General features: G+C 69.9%; 14 protein-coding genes. 1 reads left to right on the plus strand and 13 read right to left on the minus strand.

Annotated features, from left to right (window positions below; genetic code table 11):
- Positions 1-139: 139 nt before the first annotated feature.
- The 3 genes from AC067N_RS06985 to AC067N_RS06995 form a co-directional block, all read right to left on the minus strand.
- Complete coding sequence (locus AC067N_RS06985) at positions 140-937, minus strand: TIGR03936 family radical SAM-associated protein (protein WP_478677866.1); 798 nt, start codon at positions 935-937, stop codon at positions 140-142.
- A 48-nt stretch (positions 938-985) separates the two neighbouring features.
- Positions 986-2,116, minus strand: a complete 1,131-nt coding sequence (locus AC067N_RS06990; protein WP_478677867.1) for a hypothetical protein — start codon at positions 2,114-2,116, stop codon at positions 986-988.
- 216 nt (positions 2,117-2,332) lie between these two features.
- Positions 2,333-3,289, minus strand: a complete 957-nt coding sequence (locus AC067N_RS06995; RefSeq protein ID WP_478677868.1) for a proline dehydrogenase family protein — start codon at positions 3,287-3,289, stop codon at positions 2,333-2,335.
- Between the two features lie 134 nt (positions 3,290-3,423).
- On the opposite strand from AC067N_RS06995, the gene AC067N_RS07000 reads away from it, so the two are divergent.
- Positions 3,424-4,428, plus strand: coding sequence for a GlxA family transcriptional regulator (locus AC067N_RS07000; protein WP_478677869.1), 1,005 nt, complete (start codon positions 3,424-3,426; stop codon positions 4,426-4,428).
- Between the two features lie 96 nt (positions 4,429-4,524).
- Here AC067N_RS07000 and AC067N_RS07005 read toward each other — a convergent pair whose 3' ends face one another.
- The 10 genes from AC067N_RS07005 to ndk all read right to left on the minus strand — a co-directional run bounded on the left by AC067N_RS07005 (position 4,525) and on the right by ndk (position 17,714).
- Entirely contained in the window at positions 4,525-4,986 is a 462-nt protein-coding gene (locus AC067N_RS07005) for a pentapeptide repeat-containing protein (protein ID WP_478677870.1), read from the minus strand.
- Complete coding sequence (locus AC067N_RS07010; RefSeq protein ID WP_478677871.1) at positions 4,953-5,693, minus strand: hypothetical protein; 741 nt, start codon at positions 5,691-5,693, stop codon at positions 4,953-4,955. Before AC067N_RS07010 ends, AC067N_RS07005 begins: the two co-directional genes overlap by 34 nt.
- A gap of 866 nt (positions 5,694-6,559) precedes the next feature.
- The gene (locus tag AC067N_RS07015) at positions 6,560-8,518 is read right to left on the minus strand and encodes a TIGR03960 family B12-binding radical SAM protein (RefSeq protein WP_478677872.1); all 1,959 of its coding nucleotides are present in this window, start codon (positions 8,516-8,518) and stop codon (positions 6,560-6,562) included.
- 97 nt (positions 8,519-8,615) lie between these two features.
- Positions 8,616-10,196, minus strand: a complete 1,581-nt coding sequence (locus AC067N_RS07020) for a CYTH and CHAD domain-containing protein (RefSeq protein WP_478677873.1) — start codon at positions 10,194-10,196, stop codon at positions 8,616-8,618.
- 109 nt (positions 10,197-10,305) lie between these two features.
- The gene (rodA, locus tag AC067N_RS07025) at positions 10,306-11,502 is read right to left on the minus strand and encodes a rod shape-determining protein RodA (RefSeq protein WP_478677874.1); all 1,197 of its coding nucleotides are present in this window, start codon (positions 11,500-11,502) and stop codon (positions 10,306-10,308) included.
- Positions 11,499-13,955, minus strand: coding sequence for a penicillin-binding protein 2 (gene mrdA, locus AC067N_RS07030; protein ID WP_478677875.1), 2,457 nt, complete (start codon positions 13,953-13,955; stop codon positions 11,499-11,501). The genes rodA and mrdA overlap by 4 nt, the downstream gene beginning before the upstream one ends.
- 128 nt (positions 13,956-14,083) lie before the next feature.
- Positions 14,084-14,755: a rod shape-determining protein MreD gene (gene mreD, locus AC067N_RS07035; protein ID WP_478677876.1), complete on the minus strand. Its 672-nt coding sequence runs from the start codon at positions 14,753-14,755 to the stop codon at positions 14,084-14,086.
- Between the two features lie 28 nt (positions 14,756-14,783).
- Complete coding sequence (gene mreC, locus AC067N_RS07040) at positions 14,784-15,734, minus strand: rod shape-determining protein MreC (protein ID WP_478677877.1); 951 nt, start codon at positions 15,732-15,734, stop codon at positions 14,784-14,786.
- A gap of 173 nt (positions 15,735-15,907) precedes the next feature.
- Positions 15,908-16,927 (minus strand): rod shape-determining protein, encoded by a 1,020-nt coding sequence (locus tag AC067N_RS07045; protein ID WP_004931372.1) that lies wholly within the window; start codon positions 16,925-16,927, stop codon positions 15,908-15,910.
- 373 nt (positions 16,928-17,300) lie between these two features.
- Positions 17,301-17,714 carry a nucleoside-diphosphate kinase gene (gene ndk / locus AC067N_RS07050; RefSeq protein WP_351245956.1) on the minus strand — a complete coding sequence of 138 codons (414 nt, stop codon included), beginning with the start codon at positions 17,712-17,714 and terminating at the stop codon, positions 17,301-17,303.
- Positions 17,715-17,773 lie beyond the last annotated feature (59 nt).

A 17,773-nucleotide genomic window follows, 5' to 3' on the forward strand; every position in this document is an offset into this window, starting at 1 on the left:
CGCCGCTCGGGAGCTCTCTGTGTCCTGTCTCGCCGGTTCCGTACGCCGTGTTGCGTACGGCCTGGCGAAAGTCTTGTGGTCGGTGCGCTGCCCGACCCAGGTGGCTCCCGGATACGAGGGCGGCGCTACGACGTCCGTCCTACGCGGGGCCTTCCGGCGCCGACGCCTTCGCGGCGGCAGTGGGGGCGGCCGTTGTGAGGGCCGCCGCTGCCTCGCGGTCGGGCGCGAGCGGGTCGGTCACCGTGCCGGTCTCTTCATCGAACAGCCCCTGCGCCAGCCTGGTCACCGCTGCGGGGACCGGCGGCGCCAGGTCGGCCACGGCGCGGAGACCGGACAGGACGTCGTCGGGTCGTACGGCAGGCGTCACGTGCCGAACAACCAGCCGCAGTATCGCACAGGGCTGGTCGGTCGGCCTATCAGCCTCCGCACTCCGCGTCTCGGCACCGTCGACGCTGTCGAGTTCCACCACGGCGGCACGGGCGTCGAACGTCCGGACGCCGTTCTTGGTCATGCGCTGGACCTCGACGGCCTCGGCCGCGTTGAAGGCCGCGACCGCGCGGGCGGCGTCCGCCGGGTCCACGCCGTCCAGCCGCAGCTCCCACACGGAGGCCGTGAGCCGGTCGGCGAGGCCGGAGGTACGGGCCTCGACCGCGTCGACGACGTCGAGCCCGGCGGGCAGGGACTCGTCGAGAAGGAGCCGGAGCTTCTCCGGGTCGCGCGCGTCGGTGAGCGCGATCTCCAGGTACTCCGCCTCACTGCCCGTGCCGGTGGGTGCGGCATTGGCGTACGACACCTTCGGATGCGGCGTGAACCCCGCCGAGTACGCCATGGGCACCTCGGCACGGCGCAGCGCACGCTCGAAGGCGCGCTGGAAGTCACGGTGGCTTGTGAACCGGAGGCGGCCGCGCTTGGTGTAGCGCAGTCGGATGCGCTGCACCGCGGGTGCGGGCGGCGGGCCTTCGGGCTGTCGCTTGCCCAGTGTCGTTCATTCCTTCGTGAGAGCGGTCGTACTGCTACCAAGAGTACGTGCCTCGGCGGCTCCCGGTTCCCGCCGGGCGACCGGCGTCGGTTCCGCCGGCCGTCCGAAGAGTGCCCTGCGCACAGCGGCGCGGGCCTCGCGGAGGGATTCGCGGGCGGTGTCCAGCGTCTGGCGGACGCTGCGGCCGACGGTCCGCGCGGCTGCGGCGGCGGGCTTCCCGATCGCGTCCCGTACGAGATGACCGGCGGGCGTGAGGACGGTCCGGTACACCCAGCGCGCCGGCTCCACGAAGATCCAGTGGAAGACGGTGGCCAGCGCCCGTCCGACGGCCGCCGAGACGTGTCCGGCGATCCGCCACGCATGGCCGAGCGCGTCCCGGACCTCGCGTCCTACGACGGCGAGGACGCGTCCGGCCGGCGCGAGCACCCACCGCCACATCGCGAGCGCGGGCAGCACGAGCAGGACGCGCAGCGTCCAGTAGAGGCCGAGCCCGAGCCCGATGAAGATCATCCGTGTGAGCCGTACGACTCCCCCGGCCGCCCACGCGAGGACGTGGCCCACGGGCGTCAGCACGTACCGGTACAGCCACCCGGCCGGTACGACGACGAGGTGACGCACCAGCCAGGCGAGGCCCCGGCCGAGCGGCACCAGCGTCCATCCGTACAGCCACACGAGCCCGGTCCCGACACCGGCGACGACCCACACCACCCCGCCCCAGGCACCGGCCGCCGCCCAGGCGACGGCACGGCCGATCGGGGTGAGGACGTACCGGTGGAGCCACACCACCGGTATGACGAGCAGCCGGTGGCCGAGCCGGCCGAGGCCCTTGGCGACCGGGACGGCGACATGGCGCCACAGCGCCACCCACGGCCACACGAGGACGGCCTCGGCGACCCACAGCAGGGCCCGCCCCACGGGTCGCAGCGCCGTGTCATTCAGGAACCGGCCCGCCACGACGAGCGCGTCCCACGCCATCCGCACCGGCAGAACCAGCACGAGCACGACGATCCGTACGGGAATCCGGATCGCGACGGTGAGGCACCCCTCCGGCGCCTGCGGTGCGGGCGTCCGCGCGGGGGGCGTCCGCCGCGCCGACGGCTCGGCCGGCTGCTGCGCGGGCCGCTTCTCCAGGTCCATGCCGACCAAGACGCCTCAGCGACCTGTCCGGATGCAGCCCGGCGCCGTCGACTTCCCTCTCCCCGGTCTGGCCCGACCCCGGGCGCGCCCGAACCGGACGGCGCCCTGGGACGCGTGGTGCGAACGCCGTCCGGAGGTCTTCCCTACCGACGCGCCGAAGGCTGTCTCAGCCGGCCGGGACCGGCTTCCTCACGGCCGGCGGCGGAGGCCTCTTGGTCATGCGGCCGCGTCGACCAGGGCCTGGAGCAGGCGCTGGGGGTCTTCGGCGATGCGGTTGCAGACGTAGAGCCACCATTCCGTGCCGAAGACGATGTACTCCCGGGTGGGGTGGCCGCGCTCGGCCATGGCCCGGAGGCGGTCGGGCCCGAGGCCGAGGAGGGTCTCGAACTCCCAGGGAACGGAATCGTGCCCCTTCCCTCCGAGGTGCTGGTCAACGCGGTTGATCAGATCCCAGTCGTGGGTGGCGAAGGAGCACGGACGGCCCGAGTCGGCCAACTGTTGCGCGTACGCAAGATAGGCGGCGGTCAGGGCCGGGTCCTCGCGCCGGTGGGCGATGGCCTCGGGTTCGAGGAAGGCGCCCTTGACCAGGCGGATGCGGCCGGGACGGGAAAGCAGCTCCGGCAGGTCGTCTGCGGTGCGATACAGACGTGCCTGGACGGTGATGCCCACATGATCGAACCGCTCGCACAGCTTGCGGTGCAGGGCAAGCACCTCGTCGGTACGGTCGGAGCCTTCAGCCGAGATCACCATCTCCCGCCCGGTGTCGGCGGTGGCCCGAGCGATGCGGGAGGCGTTGGCAAGGGCAAGCTCCGCATCGACGGCCAAGCCGATGTGGGACAGGTCCAGGGAGATCGAGCACCCGGGTGGCAGCAGCCGGGCCGCGGAGAGGAACGTGTCGGTCTCCTCCGTGGCCCGCCGCGGGTCGCGGCAGCTCTCGCCCATGTACTCGACGTTCACGCGGTGGCCGGCAGCCAGGACCTGCTGCGCCCGCTCCAGGGCGTCGTGCAGGGTTTCACCGGCCACGTACCGCCGCGCGACCTTGCGGGCCAGCGGGCCCAGGACCGGGTCACCCGGGACACGCCACTTCAGCTCCTCGTCGAGCGCGAGCCCACGCAGGACTTGGGCAGCCTGTGACGAGAGGTCGGCGTTGGCGGCGGAAATCTGCGTGGTCATGAGATGTGCCTCGCTGTTCGCGGGATGGATGAACGCCTGCGAGCCTTCCACTCCCGTGCTCCCACCTGAGAGTGGCAGAGACGACAGGTAAGCTGAAATTCCTGCCACTGTCGTAGGAGGGGGATCGGGAACGGATGCTTCACGACGTCGCCGTCCTGGCCCTTCAGGGTGCCCACGCATACGAGCTGGGCGTGTTCTGCGAGGTCTTCGGGATCGACCGCAGCGATGACGCGCTGCCCGTGTACGACTTCGCTCTCGTCTCGGCCACCGGCGACAGCGTGCCGACCCGCCACGGCTTCGAGGTGCGGGCCCGGCACGGCCTGGAGCGGCTGGCCTCGGCGGACCTCGTCTGCATCCCGGCCTACGACCTCGATGTGCGCCAGCCGGACCATCTGACCGAGGAACTGCGGGCTGCCGTGAAGCGTGGCGCTCGGGTCCTGAGCATCTGCACCGGGGCCTTCCTCCTGGGCGAGGCCGGGCTGCTCGACGAGCGACGCTGTACCACGCACTGGCGCTACACCGACGAACTCGCCCTCCGCCACCCGCGTGCCCGGGTCGAGTCGGACGTGCTCTACGTCGACGAGGACCCGGTCATCACCGGCGCCGGCACCGCCGCCGGCGTCGACACCTGCCTCCACCTCATCCGCAAGGAGCACGGCAGCGCCGTCGCCAACGCGATCGCCCGCCGCATGGTCACACCCCCACACCGTGACGGCGGCCAGCACCAGTACCGCCAACGCCCCCTCCCCCGGGAGGGGACCGGGTCCCTCGCCCCTGTCCTGGCCTGGGTGGAAGCCAACCTCGACCAGGACCTGACCGTCGACGCGATGGCCCACCGCGCCCACCTCTCCCCACGGACCTTCGCCCGACGTTTCCGGCAGGAAACCGGGACCACACCACTGCAGTGGCTGACCGGACAGCGAGTCCTGCTCGCGCAGCACCACCTGGAGACCACAGACGACCCGGTGACCGCGATCGCCCACCGCACAGGCTTCGGCACCGTCGACAACCTCCGCCACCACTTCGCCCGACACCTCGGCACGACTCCCCAGGCATACCGGCGGGCGTTCAGAGCCCTGCCCACCAGCCGACGATCCGCGCCCCGCACAGTTCCACCAAGGCCGCGCAGTACTGACTGATCGCTGTCCGGTAGCGCCTCAATCACCCGATCGAGTGGCCCGCCCACGTCAGTGAGAGTGACCGCTCGATACGCCTCGAGCCGTCGGGCCCCTCGGTCACGGCATGGACCGCAGGGGCGGGTGCTGCGTCGTTATCCCTGAGGGCTGGAGCAGTGGCGGAGGTTCGGGGCCGGGATCCTCGGTAACAACGACGCCGGCGGCCGCGTGGTCGAAACCGGCTGGCCAGCGAGTGTGCTCGCTGGCCACCGCGCCGGTCAGACGTGCCTGGAGAAGGTCGGCCGTGCTCAAGTCGGAGCCACGCAAGTCGGCCAGGCGCAAGTCGGCGCGGCAGAAGACAGCGCCGCCTGCGTCGGCCTTGCGCAGGTTCGCCTCGCGCAGGTCGGCCTCGGTGAAGTCCGCGTCACGCAAGTCGGTTTCGACCAGTCGTGCGCCCCGCAGGTCAGCCAGAACGCAGCGTGCCCGGCGCAGGATCGCCGTCTTGAGGTCGGCGTGCCGCAGGTTGACCGAGACGAGAGACGCCTGCGTCAGGTTGGCGTGGTACAGGCCCGCCGCCTCCATACAGGACCGGTCGAGGTTGACCTCATGCAGCCACAGCCCGTCGCAGTCGCCCGGCGCAGGTCCGTAACACTGAGGTTCACCCAGGACTGCTCCCGGGGTTGCAGCAACAACACGCCGAGCCCGGTCAGCGCCACCTGGGCGTCGGCGGCACGGACCTCCAGCGGCACGACGTCGTTGATGGGCACGTCCGTCGCTGGCGCTTCCGGTCCGGCGGGCGGCCAGGGCAGGTGTGTACGCAGGTAAGCGGCCTGGATGGAGATGACGGCCTCGCGGTCTCGGGCGGAGTGCTCCGCGATTCGCCACAGCGCGTGGAGCCCGCCGATGCGTGTTTCCAGCTTGTCACTGCCGAGCTGATCGACGGCCGTGCTGAACCGGTCGGTGACATAGCCCTCCTGGGTGGCGCGCAAGCCGTCCTGGCTGACTCGCAGTTGCCGCCAGGTGGCGTACGCGCCGAACAGCACGACCATGCCGCCCACGGCCTGCAGAAGTGTCGTACGGACGTCGTTTACCGCCTTCAGCCGGTCCTGCGCAGCGACGCTCGCCCCGGCGAGATCGTGGTCGACCACCACACCCGGCAAGACGACGAGCACCGCGCCCAGAACGGCCAGCCCTGCTGTCCCGGCGAGCAGGGCCCCGATCGCACGATGCCTGACCAGCCGGTCGCGCCACGGCCTGCGGCGGTCCGGCTCCCCCATCTCCATGGGCATGGGAGCCTAGGCGCCGCTCAGAAGACGATCAAGATGTACGACTTGGAGCGGCGGCGCTCCACTCCCACTGGCCCGACGGGCAATCACCGGACGACGGCAGAGCGTTGCCAGTTCTCATCGACATTCTCGACCCCTGTGATCGCTAAGTGCTGCCCGAAACCGTCGATAAACGTTGCCCACTCTCGCCTACAGAACCATGCGGGACGGCTTCGCGGGGCCACTGCACGTACTTCTTCACGACGCTCTCGCCACCGGGATAGCCGCGCTCGCGAACAGGCGGCAACGGCGAGTACACCAGGCCAGCGGCGCCGACGCCGCGCTCAAGGCGTGATGTAGTCCCCCCAGCCAAACGTCGCCACGTACGCGCGTCGCACGGCGTTCCATCCACGCCAATCGCGCAGACGCGCAACCAACAACGCCATGGAGTACCAGGCACCGAAACAGCCTGCGATTGTCCATGCCCATCCGAGGCTTCCCAGGTTTGCGACGACAACCACCGCGATGGCGGTCGCCACCAAGCCGACGTGAGCGCCGCGCACATCCACACTCATGGCACGGCGCACCGACCGGCGGTCCGCGGGTGCATCCCGCGCAAGCCGATGCTCCGCAGCCGCACCTTCACCGTCGAAGTCAGCGCCGCCCGTCACGGGCACCTCCGAAGCGCTCGGTCACCGGCACCGTGTCAGACCCACTCCTCGGACAGAACCCGCGAAGAGCCTCCAGGAGGCGGCAGCGGCGTCCGAGGCGCATCCCGTGAGGTCCGCTGCCGCACGCCGCGAGCACCAAGCCCACGAAGCACAGCGGCAGCCTCCTCCTCCGTCACGTCCGCCAGCGCGTCCACGATGCGCCGCAGCGCCTCACTGACCTCAGTGCCCGTGCCCGTGTCCGCTGGTCGCAGCGTCCTTCTTGACCGTCAGCGGCAGCAGCTTCCTGCCGGTGGGGCCGATCTGAATGTGCGTGTCCATCTGAGGACACACCCCGCAGTCGAAGCACGGCGTCCAGCGGCAGTCCTCCACCTCGGTCTCGTCGAGGGCGTCCTGCCAGTCCTCCCACAGCCAGTCCTTGTCGAGACCGGAGTCGAGGTGGTCCCAGGGCAGGACCTCTTCGTAGGTGCGCTCGCGGGTGGTGTACCAGTCGACGTCCACACCGAAGTCGGCGAGGGCCTTGTCGGCGCAGCTCATCCAGCGGTCGTAGGAGAAGTGCTCGCGCCAGCCGTCGAAGCGGCCGCCGTCCTCGTAGACGGCGCGGATGACGGCGCCGATCCGGCGGTCGCCCCGCGAGAGCAGGCCCTCGACGATGCCCGGCTTGCCGTCGTGGTAGCGGAAGCCGATGGAGCGGCCGTACTTCTTGTCGCCGCGGATCTTGTCGCGGAGCTTCTCCAGGCGGGCGTCCGTCTCCTCGGCGGAGAGCTGCGGGGCCCACTGGAAGGGGGTGTGGGGCTTCGGGACGAAGCCGCCGATCGACACCGTGCAGCGGATGTCGTTCGACCGCGAGACCTCACGGCCCTTCGCGATCACGTTCATCGCCATGTCGGCGATCTGGAGGACGTCGTCGTCGGTCTCCGTCGGCAGGCCGCACATGAAGTACAGCTTCACCTGGCGCCAGCCGTTGCCGTAGGCCGTGGCGACGGTCCGGATCAGGTCCTCCTCGGAGACCATCTTGTTGATGACCTTGCGCATGCGCTCGGAGCCGCCCTCGGGCGCGAACGTCAGACCGGACCTGCGGCCGTTGCGCGTCAGCTCGTTCGCCAGGTCCACGTTGAAGGCGTCCACGCGGGTCGACGGGAGCGACAGACCGATCTTGTCCTCCTCGTACCGGTCCGCCAGGCCCTTGGCGATGTCGCCGATCTCGCTGTGGTCCGCGGAGGACAGGGACAGGAGGCCGACCTCCTCGAAGCCCGTCGCCTTCAGGCCCTTCTCGACCATCTCGCCGATGCCCGTGATGGAACGCTCGCGCACCGGGCGGGTGATCATGCCGGCCTGGCAGAAGCGGCAGCCGCGGGTGCAGCCTCGGAAGATCTCCACCGACATGCGCTCATGGACCGTCTCGGCCAGCGGCACGAGCGGCTGCTTGGGGTACGGCCACTCGTCCAGGTCCATGACCGTGTGCTTGGACACGCGCCACGGCACACCGGACCTGTTCGGTACGACGCGGGCGATACGGCCGTCGGGGAGGTACTCGACGTCGTAGAAGGCCGGGATGTACACCGAGCCGGTCTTCGCCAGGCGGAGCAGGACCTCCTCGCGGCCGCCGGGACGGCCCTCGGCCTTCCAGGCGCGGATGATCTCGGTCATGTCGAGGACGGCCTGCTCGCCGTCGCCGATGATCGCCGCGTCGATGAAGTCGGCGATCGGCTCCGGGTTGAAGGCGGCGTGGCCGCCGGCCAGGACGATCGGGTCGTCGAGCGTGCGGTTCTTGGACTCCAGGGGGATCCCGGCGAGGTCCAGGGCGGTCAGCATGTTCGTGTAGCCCAGCTCCGTGGAGAAGGACAGGCCGAACACGTCGAAGGCCTTCACGGGGCGGTGGCTGTCCACCGTGAACTGCGGCACCCCGTTGTCCCGCATCAGCTGTTCGAGGTCGGGCCACACGCTGTAGGTGCGCTCCGCCAGGACGCCCTCGCGCTCGTTGAGCACCTCGTAGAGGATCATGACGCCCTGGTTGGGCAGACCGACCTCGTACGCGTCCGGGTACATGAGTGCCCAGCGCACGTCGCAGGCGTCCCACTCCTTGACGGTGGAGTTGAGCTCACCGCCCACGTACTGGATCGGCTTCTGCACATGCGGGAGCAGGGCCTCTAGCTGTGGGAAGACCGACTCGACAGACATCGCGGGGATTACCTTCGTGAGCTGACAGGGGTGACCATCTAGCGTAACGCCCCGGGAGCCGCCCCTCGCACGCCGACGGTCACCGCACCCCGGCCCCTCAGAAGGCGCCGTCGGCCGTCATCGTCCGCCATGCCTCCGGCAGCGCCGCCTCGGCCAGCTCCGCCCTGCGCTCCTCCCTGCCGTACAGCACCCCGTACGTGAAGGAGCTCTCGCCCGCCTGGCCGGCCTGGAACGCCATGTCGCGCAGGGCGTCACGGGCCATCACGCTGTCCTGGTGGTCGCCGAGGAGGGACTGGAGGGCCTTCATGTCCCGCACGAGCCGCTTGGCGGGCTTGCCGAGGAGCGGGGTCGCCGCCTCGGCCGCGTACCGGGTGCGCTTGGCCTTCTTGCGGGCCTCGTGCATGGCGAGGTCCCGCGCGGAGCCGGACGGCTCGGCCAGGGCGTGCTCCACCAGGTCCGACACCTTGCCGAAGGCCCGTTTCACCGCCTTGCCGATCACCTTCTCCGGATCGCTCCCGGCCCCTTTCAGCAGCGGCGGTTCGGCGATCACGGCGTCCAGGGTCCGCAGGAGCGCCAGATACCGCTCGCTGTCCAGGGCGGCGATCAGACCCTGGCGGGATCCGTGGCTCCCCGCCTCCACCCAGGTCCGCACCCGGGTGCGGATCGAACCGACGACCAGGCCCTCGGGCAGTTCGGCGAGGGCCTCCGTCACCCGCTCCGCCAGCACCTCGTGGTCCCGGCCGACGCCCAGTTCCCCCGCCAGCCACTTCAGTTCCTCACCGATCGGGTCGGTGACGTTCCGGTCCAGCACCTTCCCGTACGACTTGAAGGTGCTGCGCAGCCGGCGGGTGGCCACGCGCATGCCGTGCACGGCGTCGAAGAGGTCGCGGCGGACGGCCGGGTCGAGTTCGACGATCGCGTCCCGCTGGGTGCGGGCGTACGCGAGGACGTACTCGGCGGCCGAGCCGGGCTGCCCCGCGGCCCCGCCGCCCTTCTTCTTGGACTTCGACTTGGACTCCGACTTGGACTTGGACTTGGACTTGGACTGGGCCGGGGAGCCGGATTTCGATCCGGGCTTCCCGGCCGCCGTCTCCCGCAGGGCCCTCGCCAGCTTGGAGGGTGACGCGGACGGCCGCACGCCCGCCTTGCGCAGCTTCTTCTCGACCTTGTCGAGGAACGCCGGGTCGCCGTCGTCCGCGAGTTCCACCTCGATCTCGGACCACTGCGCGGTTCGGCCGCCGTCGATGAGCCGCTCGGCGTGCACGGCGTCCACACTGACCTCGGCGAGCAGGGTGCCGTCCGCGTCGAGCAGATCGCTGACGTCCCGTGTGGACCGGAGCCGGACCAGCGGCACCAGTTCGGCCTCCCGGACCCGGGAACGCACGAGCCCCGCCAGGTCGCGGGGCAGCGTCTCGGACAGCGGGGCCCGGATCTCGTCCCGTACTCCCGAGGAGACGGGGAACTTCAGGTGCCAGCCGGCGTCGTCGCCCCCGGTGCGGCGCCGCAGCGTGATCGAGGCGGCGGCGAGACGTTCGTCGGGGGTGTCGTAGTAGACGGCGTCCAGTTCCGCCACGCCCTTGTCGACGACCGTCGCGACCCCGGCCACACCGGTCAGATCCGGCAGGCCGCTCTCGTCGGACTCGTACTTACGCTCGATCTCGCGCTTGGTGTCCGCCATGAACCGAATCTAGTCGGACCGGTGGCAAAAGGGCAGCCCACGCTCTCCCTGAAGGAGCGCGTGGGCCGTCGTCCGCAGGGGCCTCCGCGGCGGGGCTGAGGGACACCCCTCAGGCCGACATCGGCCGCTCCACCCTGATCGACTGCAGCAGCCCCACGGCCACCCACACCGCGAACATCGACGAACCGCCGTACGACACGAACGGCAGTGGCAGGCCGGCGACCGGCATGATGCCGAGGGTCATACCGATGTTCTCGAAGGACTGGAAGGCGAACCACGCGATGATGCCGCCCGCGACGATCGTGCCGTACAGCTCGGTGGTCTCGCGGGCGATCCGGCAGGCGCGCCACAGGACGACGCCCAGCAGCAGGATGATCAGCCCGGCTCCGACGAAGCCCAGCTCCTCGCCCGCGACCGTGAAGACGAAGTCGGTCTGCTGCTCCGGCACGAACTGTCCGGTGGTCTGCGAGCCCTTGAACAGCCCGGTGCCGAGCAGTCCGCCGGAGCCGATGGCGATCCGGGCCTGGTTGGTGTTGTAGCCGACGCCCGCAGGGTCCAGCTCGGGGTTGGCGAAGGCCGCGAACCGGTTGATCTGGTACTCGTCGAGCACCCCCAGCTGCCAGACGGCGATGGCGCCGATCGCGCCGGTGCCGATGAGACCGAGGATCCACCGGTTGGACGCGCCGGAGGTGAGCAGCACGCCCAGGACGATGACCACCATGACCATGACCGAGCCGAGGTCGGGCATGAGCAGCACGATCAGTATCGGGACGGCGGCGAGCCCGAGGGCCTGCACGACGGTGCGATGGTCCGGGTGCGGTTTGTCACCCGCGTCGACCCGCGCGGCGAGCAGCATCGCCATCCCCAGGATGATCGTGATCTTCACGAACTCGGAGGGCTGGAGCGAGAAGCCGCCGCCGATGACGATCCACGCGTGGGCGCCGTTGATGGTCGCGCCGAGCGGGGTCAGCACCAGCAGGATCAGCAGGAGCGAGATGCCGTAGAGGATCGGCACGGCCGTGCGCAGCGTGCGGTGGCCGAGCCAGACCGTGCCGACCATCAGGGCGAAGCCGATGCCGGTGTTGAGCAGGTGCCGGAGCAGGAAGTAGTACGGGTCGCCCTGGTTGAGTTCGGTGCGGTTGCGGGTCGCCGAGTAGACGAGGGCGGCGCCGATCAGGGAGAGCGCGATGGCCGAGAACAGTATCGGCCAGTCGAGCCGGCGGGCGAGCGAGTCGCGGGCGAGCAGCCGGGTCCAGCCGGATCGTTCGGGTCCGTACCCGGAGACGGAGAAGCTGTTGCCGGTCATACGGACGTCCTCCGTGTGAGCGCTCCGCCGGGTGTGCCGGGATGGGCCGTCGCCGGTCGGACGCGGCACCGCCGTGGCCGGTCGCGCGGTTCCCCGCGTCCCTTCGGGGTGCTGCCGCGGCCGGTACGACGTCGCGCCGCCCGGTTGCCGTTGCCGCCGCGGGTGCTGAGGATCGCCGGCACGTGGTCGGCGACCGCGGTGTCGTCGCCTCGCTCGGTGACGGTGGCCGGGGCGGCCGGGTCGGCGTTCACGGTCCCGGCACCCTGCCCGAAGGACACGGGCTGGGCCTGCGGGCCGGCGGCCACCGTCCGGGCCTCCTCCTCGGCCAGTTCCTCGTCGGTCTTCTTCGGCGGGTACGTGTCCAGCTTCGGGGCGTCGATCGAACCGTCGGACTCGATCTTCGGCAGCTTCTTCTGCGGGGTCGGCAGCAGCGCCTTCTTCTTGTCGATCTTGCCGTCCTCGGAGACGCCGTACAGGGCGTTGTAGAGCTTGCGCACGGCGGGCGCCGAGGCGCCGGAGCCCGTACCACCCTGGGAGATCGTCATGACGATCGCGTAGTCCTCGGTGTACGTGGTGAACCATGAGGTCGTCTGCTTGCCGTAGACCTCGGCGGTGCCGGTCTTGGCGTGCATCGGGATCTTGTCCTGCGGCCAGCCCTGGAAACGCCAGGCTGCCGTACCGCGGGTGGCGACTCCTTCGAGGGCTTGGTCTATCTCGTCGCGGGTCTGCTTCGACATCGGGAGCTTGCCGTGGGACTTGGGCGCGATCTCCCGCACGTGCTTGCCGTCGGGGCTGATGACGGCCTTGCCGACGGTGGGGTCGTACAGGGTGCCGCCGTTGGAGATGGCGGCGTAGATGGTGGCCATCTGGATGGGGGTGACGAGGGTGTCGCCCTGGCCGATGGAGTAGTTGACGGAGTCACCGGCGCGCAGGCGGTTGCCTTCGAGGCAGTTCTCGTAGGCGATCCGCTCGGCGTAGGTGCCGGTCTTCTTACCGGTCTTGCACCAGACGTTCTTGTTGGCCTTCCAGTAGTCCTGCTTCCACTTGCGGTCGGGGATGCGGCCGGTGACCTCGTTGGGCAGGTCGATGCCGGTCTCGGCGCCGAGGCCGAACTGGTGGGCGGTCTTGTAGAACCAGTCCTTGGCGTTCTTCTTCGGCTTGGTGCCGCCGTCGCGCTTCCACTCCTCGTGGGAGAGGCGGTAGAAGACGGTGTCGCAGGAGACCTCCAGGGCGCGGCCGAGACTGATCGCGCCGTACCCCTTGGACTCGAAGTTCTTGAAGACCTGGCCGCCGATGGAGTACGAACTGGAGCACTCGTAGGGGCCGTTGAAGGAGTAGCCCGCGTTCACCGCGGCGGCGGTGGGGATCACCTTGAAGACGGAGCCGGGGGCCGACTGGCCCTGGATGGCGCGGTTCAGCAGCGGGTAGTTGGACTTCTTGCCGGTGAGCTTGGCGTAGTCCTTGGCGGAGATGCCGCCGACCCAGGCGTTGGGGTCGTAGTCCGGGTTGGAGGCCATGGCGACGACGCGGCCGGTCTTGGCCTCCATGACGACGACGGCTCCGGAGTCGGCCTTGTAGTTGGTGCCGGTGTTCCGGTCCATCTGCTTGCGGGCTTCCTTCATCGCCTCGTTGAGTTCGTACTCGGCGATGCGCTGCACCCGGGCGTCGATGCTGGTGACGAGGTTGGCGCCGGGCCGTGCGGGGTCGGCCTCGGCCTCGCCGATGACTCGGCCGAGGTTGTCCACCTCGTAGCGGGTGACGCCGGCCTTGCCGCGCAGTTCCTTGTCGTACTGGCGTTCAAGGCCGGACCGGCCGACCTGGTCGGAGCGCAGATACGGGGAGTCGGTGTCCTGCGCCTTGGTGATCTCCTCGTCGGTGACCGGCGAGAGGTAGCCGAGGACCTGGGCGGTGTTGGCGCCGCCGGGGCTGGCGTAGCGCCGTACGGCCTGGGGTTCGGCGGTGATGCCGGGGAAGTCCTCGGAGCGCTCGCGGATCTGGAGGGCCTGCTTGGCGGTGGCCTCGTCGGTGATGGGGATCGGCTGGTAGGGCGAGCCGTTCCAGCAGGGCTGGGGGGTCTCGGAGTCGCACAGCCGGACCTTGTCCATGACCTCCTTGGGCTTCATGCCCAGGACGCCGGCGAGCTTGGTGAGGACGGCTTTGCCGTCGTCGTCCATCTTCAGCAGTTCGGTGCGGGAGGCGGAGACGACCAGCCGTGTCTCGTTGTCCGCGATGGGCACTCCGCGCGCGTCCAGGATGGAGCCGCGCACGGCGGGCTGGACGACCTGCTGGACGTGGTTGCCGGAGGCCTCCTTGGCGTAGGCGTCGCCCTCGCGGATCTGGAGGTACCAGAGGCGGCCGCCGAGGGTGCCGAGGAGGGAGAAGACGAGGATCTGGATGATGACGAGCCGGATCTGGACCCGTGGGGTCCGGCCGGTCTCCGGGATGTTGGTCACTGTCTCCCCCTCTCAGTGCGTGGACGAGTGCGGCCGGTACATGGGGTGGGGCGCCCGGTTGTGGTCGGTTCCCCTCGGCGTTTCGCGTGCCGTGGTTCGTGCGGTGGTGTGTGCCGTGTGACGTGCCCTCACAGCCGCTTGACCCCCTTGATGCGGCCCGCCCTGGCCGCCCGGGAGCGCGCGGCCTTCATGCGCAGACCCCCGCGCTGGCGGCCGATGCGCAGACCCGTGCCGGAGGAGAGCCAGCCGGCGGAGACGTCGGCGGCCTTGGCGGCGTTGCCGGTCTCGGCGAGCGGGTCGTTGTCGGCGCGCCGGGCGAGCGCCATGATGCCGGGCACGACGAAGGGCGCGAGCAGCAGGTCGTAGAGGGCGGCGGTGAACAGCAGGCTGGGCAGTCCGACATGGCGGGCGGCGTCGTCGCCGACGAGGGCGCCGACGCCGGAGTACAGCAGCGTGGCACCGAGTGCGGCGACGACGACCACGACCATCGGCCCGGTGGCCGACTTGAGGCGGCCGGTCTCGGGCTTGGCGAGGCCCGCGAGGTAGCCGATGACGCAGAGGACCAGGGCGTAGCGTCCGGCGGCGTGGTCGGCGGGCGGGGCGAGGTCGGACAGCAGTCCGGCGCCGAATCCGATGAGGGCGCCGCCGACATGGCCGTACGCCAGGGCGAGCCCGAGGACGGTGAGGAGCACGAGGTCGGGTACGGCGCCCGGCAGGTGGAGTCTGGCGAGGACGCTCACCTGGATCACCAGGGCGACGATCACCAGGGTGGTGGAGAGCAGCATCCGGTTGAAACGCATGAAGGGGTCAGCTCCTACTGTCCTACGTCTACTGCTCGGGCCGGCCGTCGGCGGCGCCGCCGGGTTCGTTCACGCCCGGGGTGACGGTGACCGTCACGGTCGGCCGCGGGGTGGGCTTCGGTTTGGCCGGAAGCACCGTGTCACGCGGGTCCTTGCGGGGCGGCTGCACGACGACGCCGACGATGTCGAGCTGGGTGAAGGCCACGTACGGCTTGACGTAGACGGTGCGGGTGAGGTCGCCGCCGGAGGGGTCGACGCGGGAGACGACACCGACGGGGACGCCGGGCACGAACGGCTTGTCGGCCTGGGAGCCGAACGTGACGAGACGGTCGCCCGCCTTCACCTTGGCCTTGCCGTTGAGGAGTTCGACGCGCAGCGGGCGGTCGCCCTGGCCGGAGGCGAAGCCGAGTTCGTCGGTCGCCTCCATGCGGGTGCCGACGGTGAAGTCCGGGTCGTTGGCGAGGAGGACCGTCGCGGTGTTCGGGCCGACGGTGGTGACGCGGCCGACGAGCCCGTCGCCGTTGAGGACGGTCATGTCGCGGGTGATGCCGTCGTCGCTGCCGATGTCGATGGTGACGGTCCAGGAGAAGCCCTGGGCCGCTCCCACGGCGATGACCTCGGCGCCCTTGATGCCGTACCGGCCGTTGGCGGCGGTCTTCAGCATCTTGTCGAGCTGGCGCACCCTGCTGTTGTTGCGGGCGTCGCTGCCGAGGGACGCCTTCAGCTCCGCGTTCTCCTTCTCCAGCGCGGTGAGGCGGTCGTGGCGGGAACCTGAGTCGCGGACCGCGCTTATGGCGTTGCCGATCGGGTCGACGGCGGTCGACACCCCGTCCTCGATCGGGCCGAAGACGGTGGCCGCGGCACGTCGGGCACCGTCGACCGGTGAGTCCTCCCCGCCGCGGATGTCGACCGTGATCAGCGCGAACGCTACGGCGATCAGCAGCACCAGGAGCAGCCGGCTCTCTCGTGTGTCCCTCACGTGCGGCGGCCGTGCCTTCCTCATAGGAATTCGACAGGAATGGGGGAATTCGGGTAGCCCCTGGGAAACCCGGGACGGGAACCGGAGGGGCGCTTTGTGGAGCTTATGCCTCGATATCAACGATCCGCCGTACGAGAGGAACTCGTCTCGTACGGCGGAATCGAAGTGTTACGTCATCTGCGGGGCTGGGCGTCCAGCACCTGCTGCAACGCCTCGAACTCCTCGACGCACTTGCCGGAACCGAGCGCCACGCTGTCCAGCGGGTCCTCGGCGATGTGGATCGGCATACCGGTCTCACGGCGCAGTCGCTCGTCCAGTCCGCGGAGCAGCGCGCCGCCGCCGGTGAGGACGATGCCGCGGTCCATGATGTCGCCGGAGAGTTCCGGCGGGCACTTGTCCAGGGTCGTCTTGACGGCGTCGACGATGGCGTTGACGGGCTCCTCGATCGCCTTCCGCACCTCCGCGGCGGAGATGACGACGGTCTTGGGCAGCCCGGACACCAGGTCACGGCCCCGGATTTCGGTGTGCTCGTCAGCGTCGAGGTCGTACGCCGAACCGATCGTGATCTTGATCTGTTCGGCCGTCCGCTCACCGAGGAGGAGGCTGTACTCCTTCTTGATGTGCTGGATGATCGCATTGTCCAACTCGTCGCCCGCGACGCGGATGGACTGGGCGGTGACGATGCCGCCGAGGGAGATGACCGCGACCTCCGTGGTGCCGCCGCCGATGTCCACCACCATGTTGCCCGTGGCCTCGTGGACCGGCAGGCCGGAGCCGATGGCCGCGGCCATGGGCTCCTCGATGATGTGCACCTGGCGGGCGCCGGCCTGGGAGGACGCCTCGATGACGGCGCGCCGTTCGACACCGGTGATGCCGGACGGAACGCAGACGACGACCCGGGGCCGGGCGAGATAGCGCCGCTTGTGGATCTTCAGGATGAAGTAGCGGAGCATGCGCTCGGTGATCTCGAAGTCGGCGATGACGCCGTCCTTCAGCGGACGGACCGCGACGATGTTGCCGGGCGTCCGGCCGATCATCTTCTTCGCCTCCGCGCCGACCGCGAGGATGCCACCGGTGTTGGTGTTGATCGCGACGACGGACGGCTCGTTCAGTACGATCCCGCGACCCCTGACGTACACCAGCGTGTTGGCGGTCCCGAGGTCGACAGCCATGTCACGGCCGATGAACGACATTGAGTTCCCCATCAGGATTCGTCTGGCCTTCCCGAGTGGAGCACTGAGGGCTTTTGAGGGCGTTTCAGGGCTTTTTCGGGTCGGCGAAGTGGGTGCTGTGACGTGAAGGCTTACATCGTAGTCTCGCCCGCACGAACACTGCGCGAGGGTCTTCGCCATTGTGGGCATGCGATGCGCCGCCTCGCCTCTGGAGACGATCCATCGGGGGTGCGCGTTCCCCCGATCGCCACGCATATGCCGTTGTACGGCCGCGTTTTCGGAGATGTGGCAGGTCAGGCGGGGAGTAGGCCGTGTGGGTGGTGGCCGGATACCGCGGCGGAACAAGGGCGGTGGGGGCGAGCGGACCTCACCGCCCCCGCCGCCGCGAAGGGTACTACGCCCGGCCGGGGAAGAAGATCTTGACCTCGCGTTCGGCCGACTCCTCGGAGTCGGACGCGTGGATGAGGTTCTCGCGGACGATGACGCCGTAGTCACCGCGGATGGACCCGGGCGCCGCGGCGATCGGGTCGGTCGGACCGGCCAGCGCCCGCACACCCTCGATGACGCGCTCGCCCTCGACGATCAGCGCCACGACCGGCCCGGAGGACATGAACTCCACCAGCGGCTCGTAGAACGGCTTGCCCTTGTGCTCGCCGTAGTGCTGCTCCAGGGTCTCCTGGTCGAGTGTCCGCAGTTCCAGCGCGGTGATCTGCCAGCCGGCCTTCCGCTCGATACGGCTGATGATCTCGCCGGTCAGGCCACGCCGGACGGCGTCGGGCTTGAGGAGGACGAGGGTGCGCTGGCTCACGGTGGTGACTCCTTCATTTCACAAGTGTGCGGAGCTCAGAGGCTACAGGGCGGGCCCGA

Source organism: Streptomyces sp. NPDC042364 (genome assembly GCF_056437585.1).

Bases quoted from the DNA above. Each gene is read 5' to 3' on its own strand.
- AC067N_RS06990 (WP_478677867.1), bottom strand. From the start codon at position 2,116: ATGGACCTGGAGAAGCGGCCCGCGCAGCAGCCGGCCGAGCCGTCGGCG.
- AC067N_RS06995 (WP_478677868.1), bottom strand. From the start codon at position 3,289: ATGACCACGCAGATTTCCGCCGCCAACGCCGACCTCTCGTCACAGGCT.
- AC067N_RS07000 (WP_478677869.1), top strand. From the start codon at position 3,424: ATGCTTCACGACGTCGCCGTCCTGGCCCTTCAGGGTGCCCACGCATAC.
- AC067N_RS07005 (WP_478677870.1), bottom strand. From the start codon at position 4,986: ATGGAGGCGGCGGGCCTGTACCACGCCAACCTGACGCAGGCGTCTCTC.
- AC067N_RS07010 (WP_478677871.1), bottom strand. From the start codon at position 5,693: ATGCCCATGGAGATGGGGGAGCCGGACCGCCGCAGGCCGTGGCGCGAC.
- AC067N_RS07015 (WP_478677872.1), bottom strand. From the start codon at position 8,518: ATGTCTGTCGAGTCGGTCTTCCCACAGCTAGAGGCCCTGCTCCCGCAT.
- AC067N_RS07020 (WP_478677873.1), bottom strand. From the start codon at position 10,196: ATGGCGGACACCAAGCGCGAGATCGAGCGTAAGTACGAGTCCGACGAG.
- rodA (WP_478677874.1), bottom strand. From the start codon at position 11,502: ATGACCGGCAACAGCTTCTCCGTCTCCGGGTACGGACCCGAACGATCC.
- mreD (WP_478677876.1), bottom strand. From the start codon at position 14,755: ATGCGTTTCAACCGGATGCTGCTCTCCACCACCCTGGTGATCGTCGCC.
- AC067N_RS07045 (WP_004931372.1), bottom strand. From the start codon at position 16,927: ATGTCGTTCATCGGCCGTGACATGGCTGTCGACCTCGGGACCGCCAAC.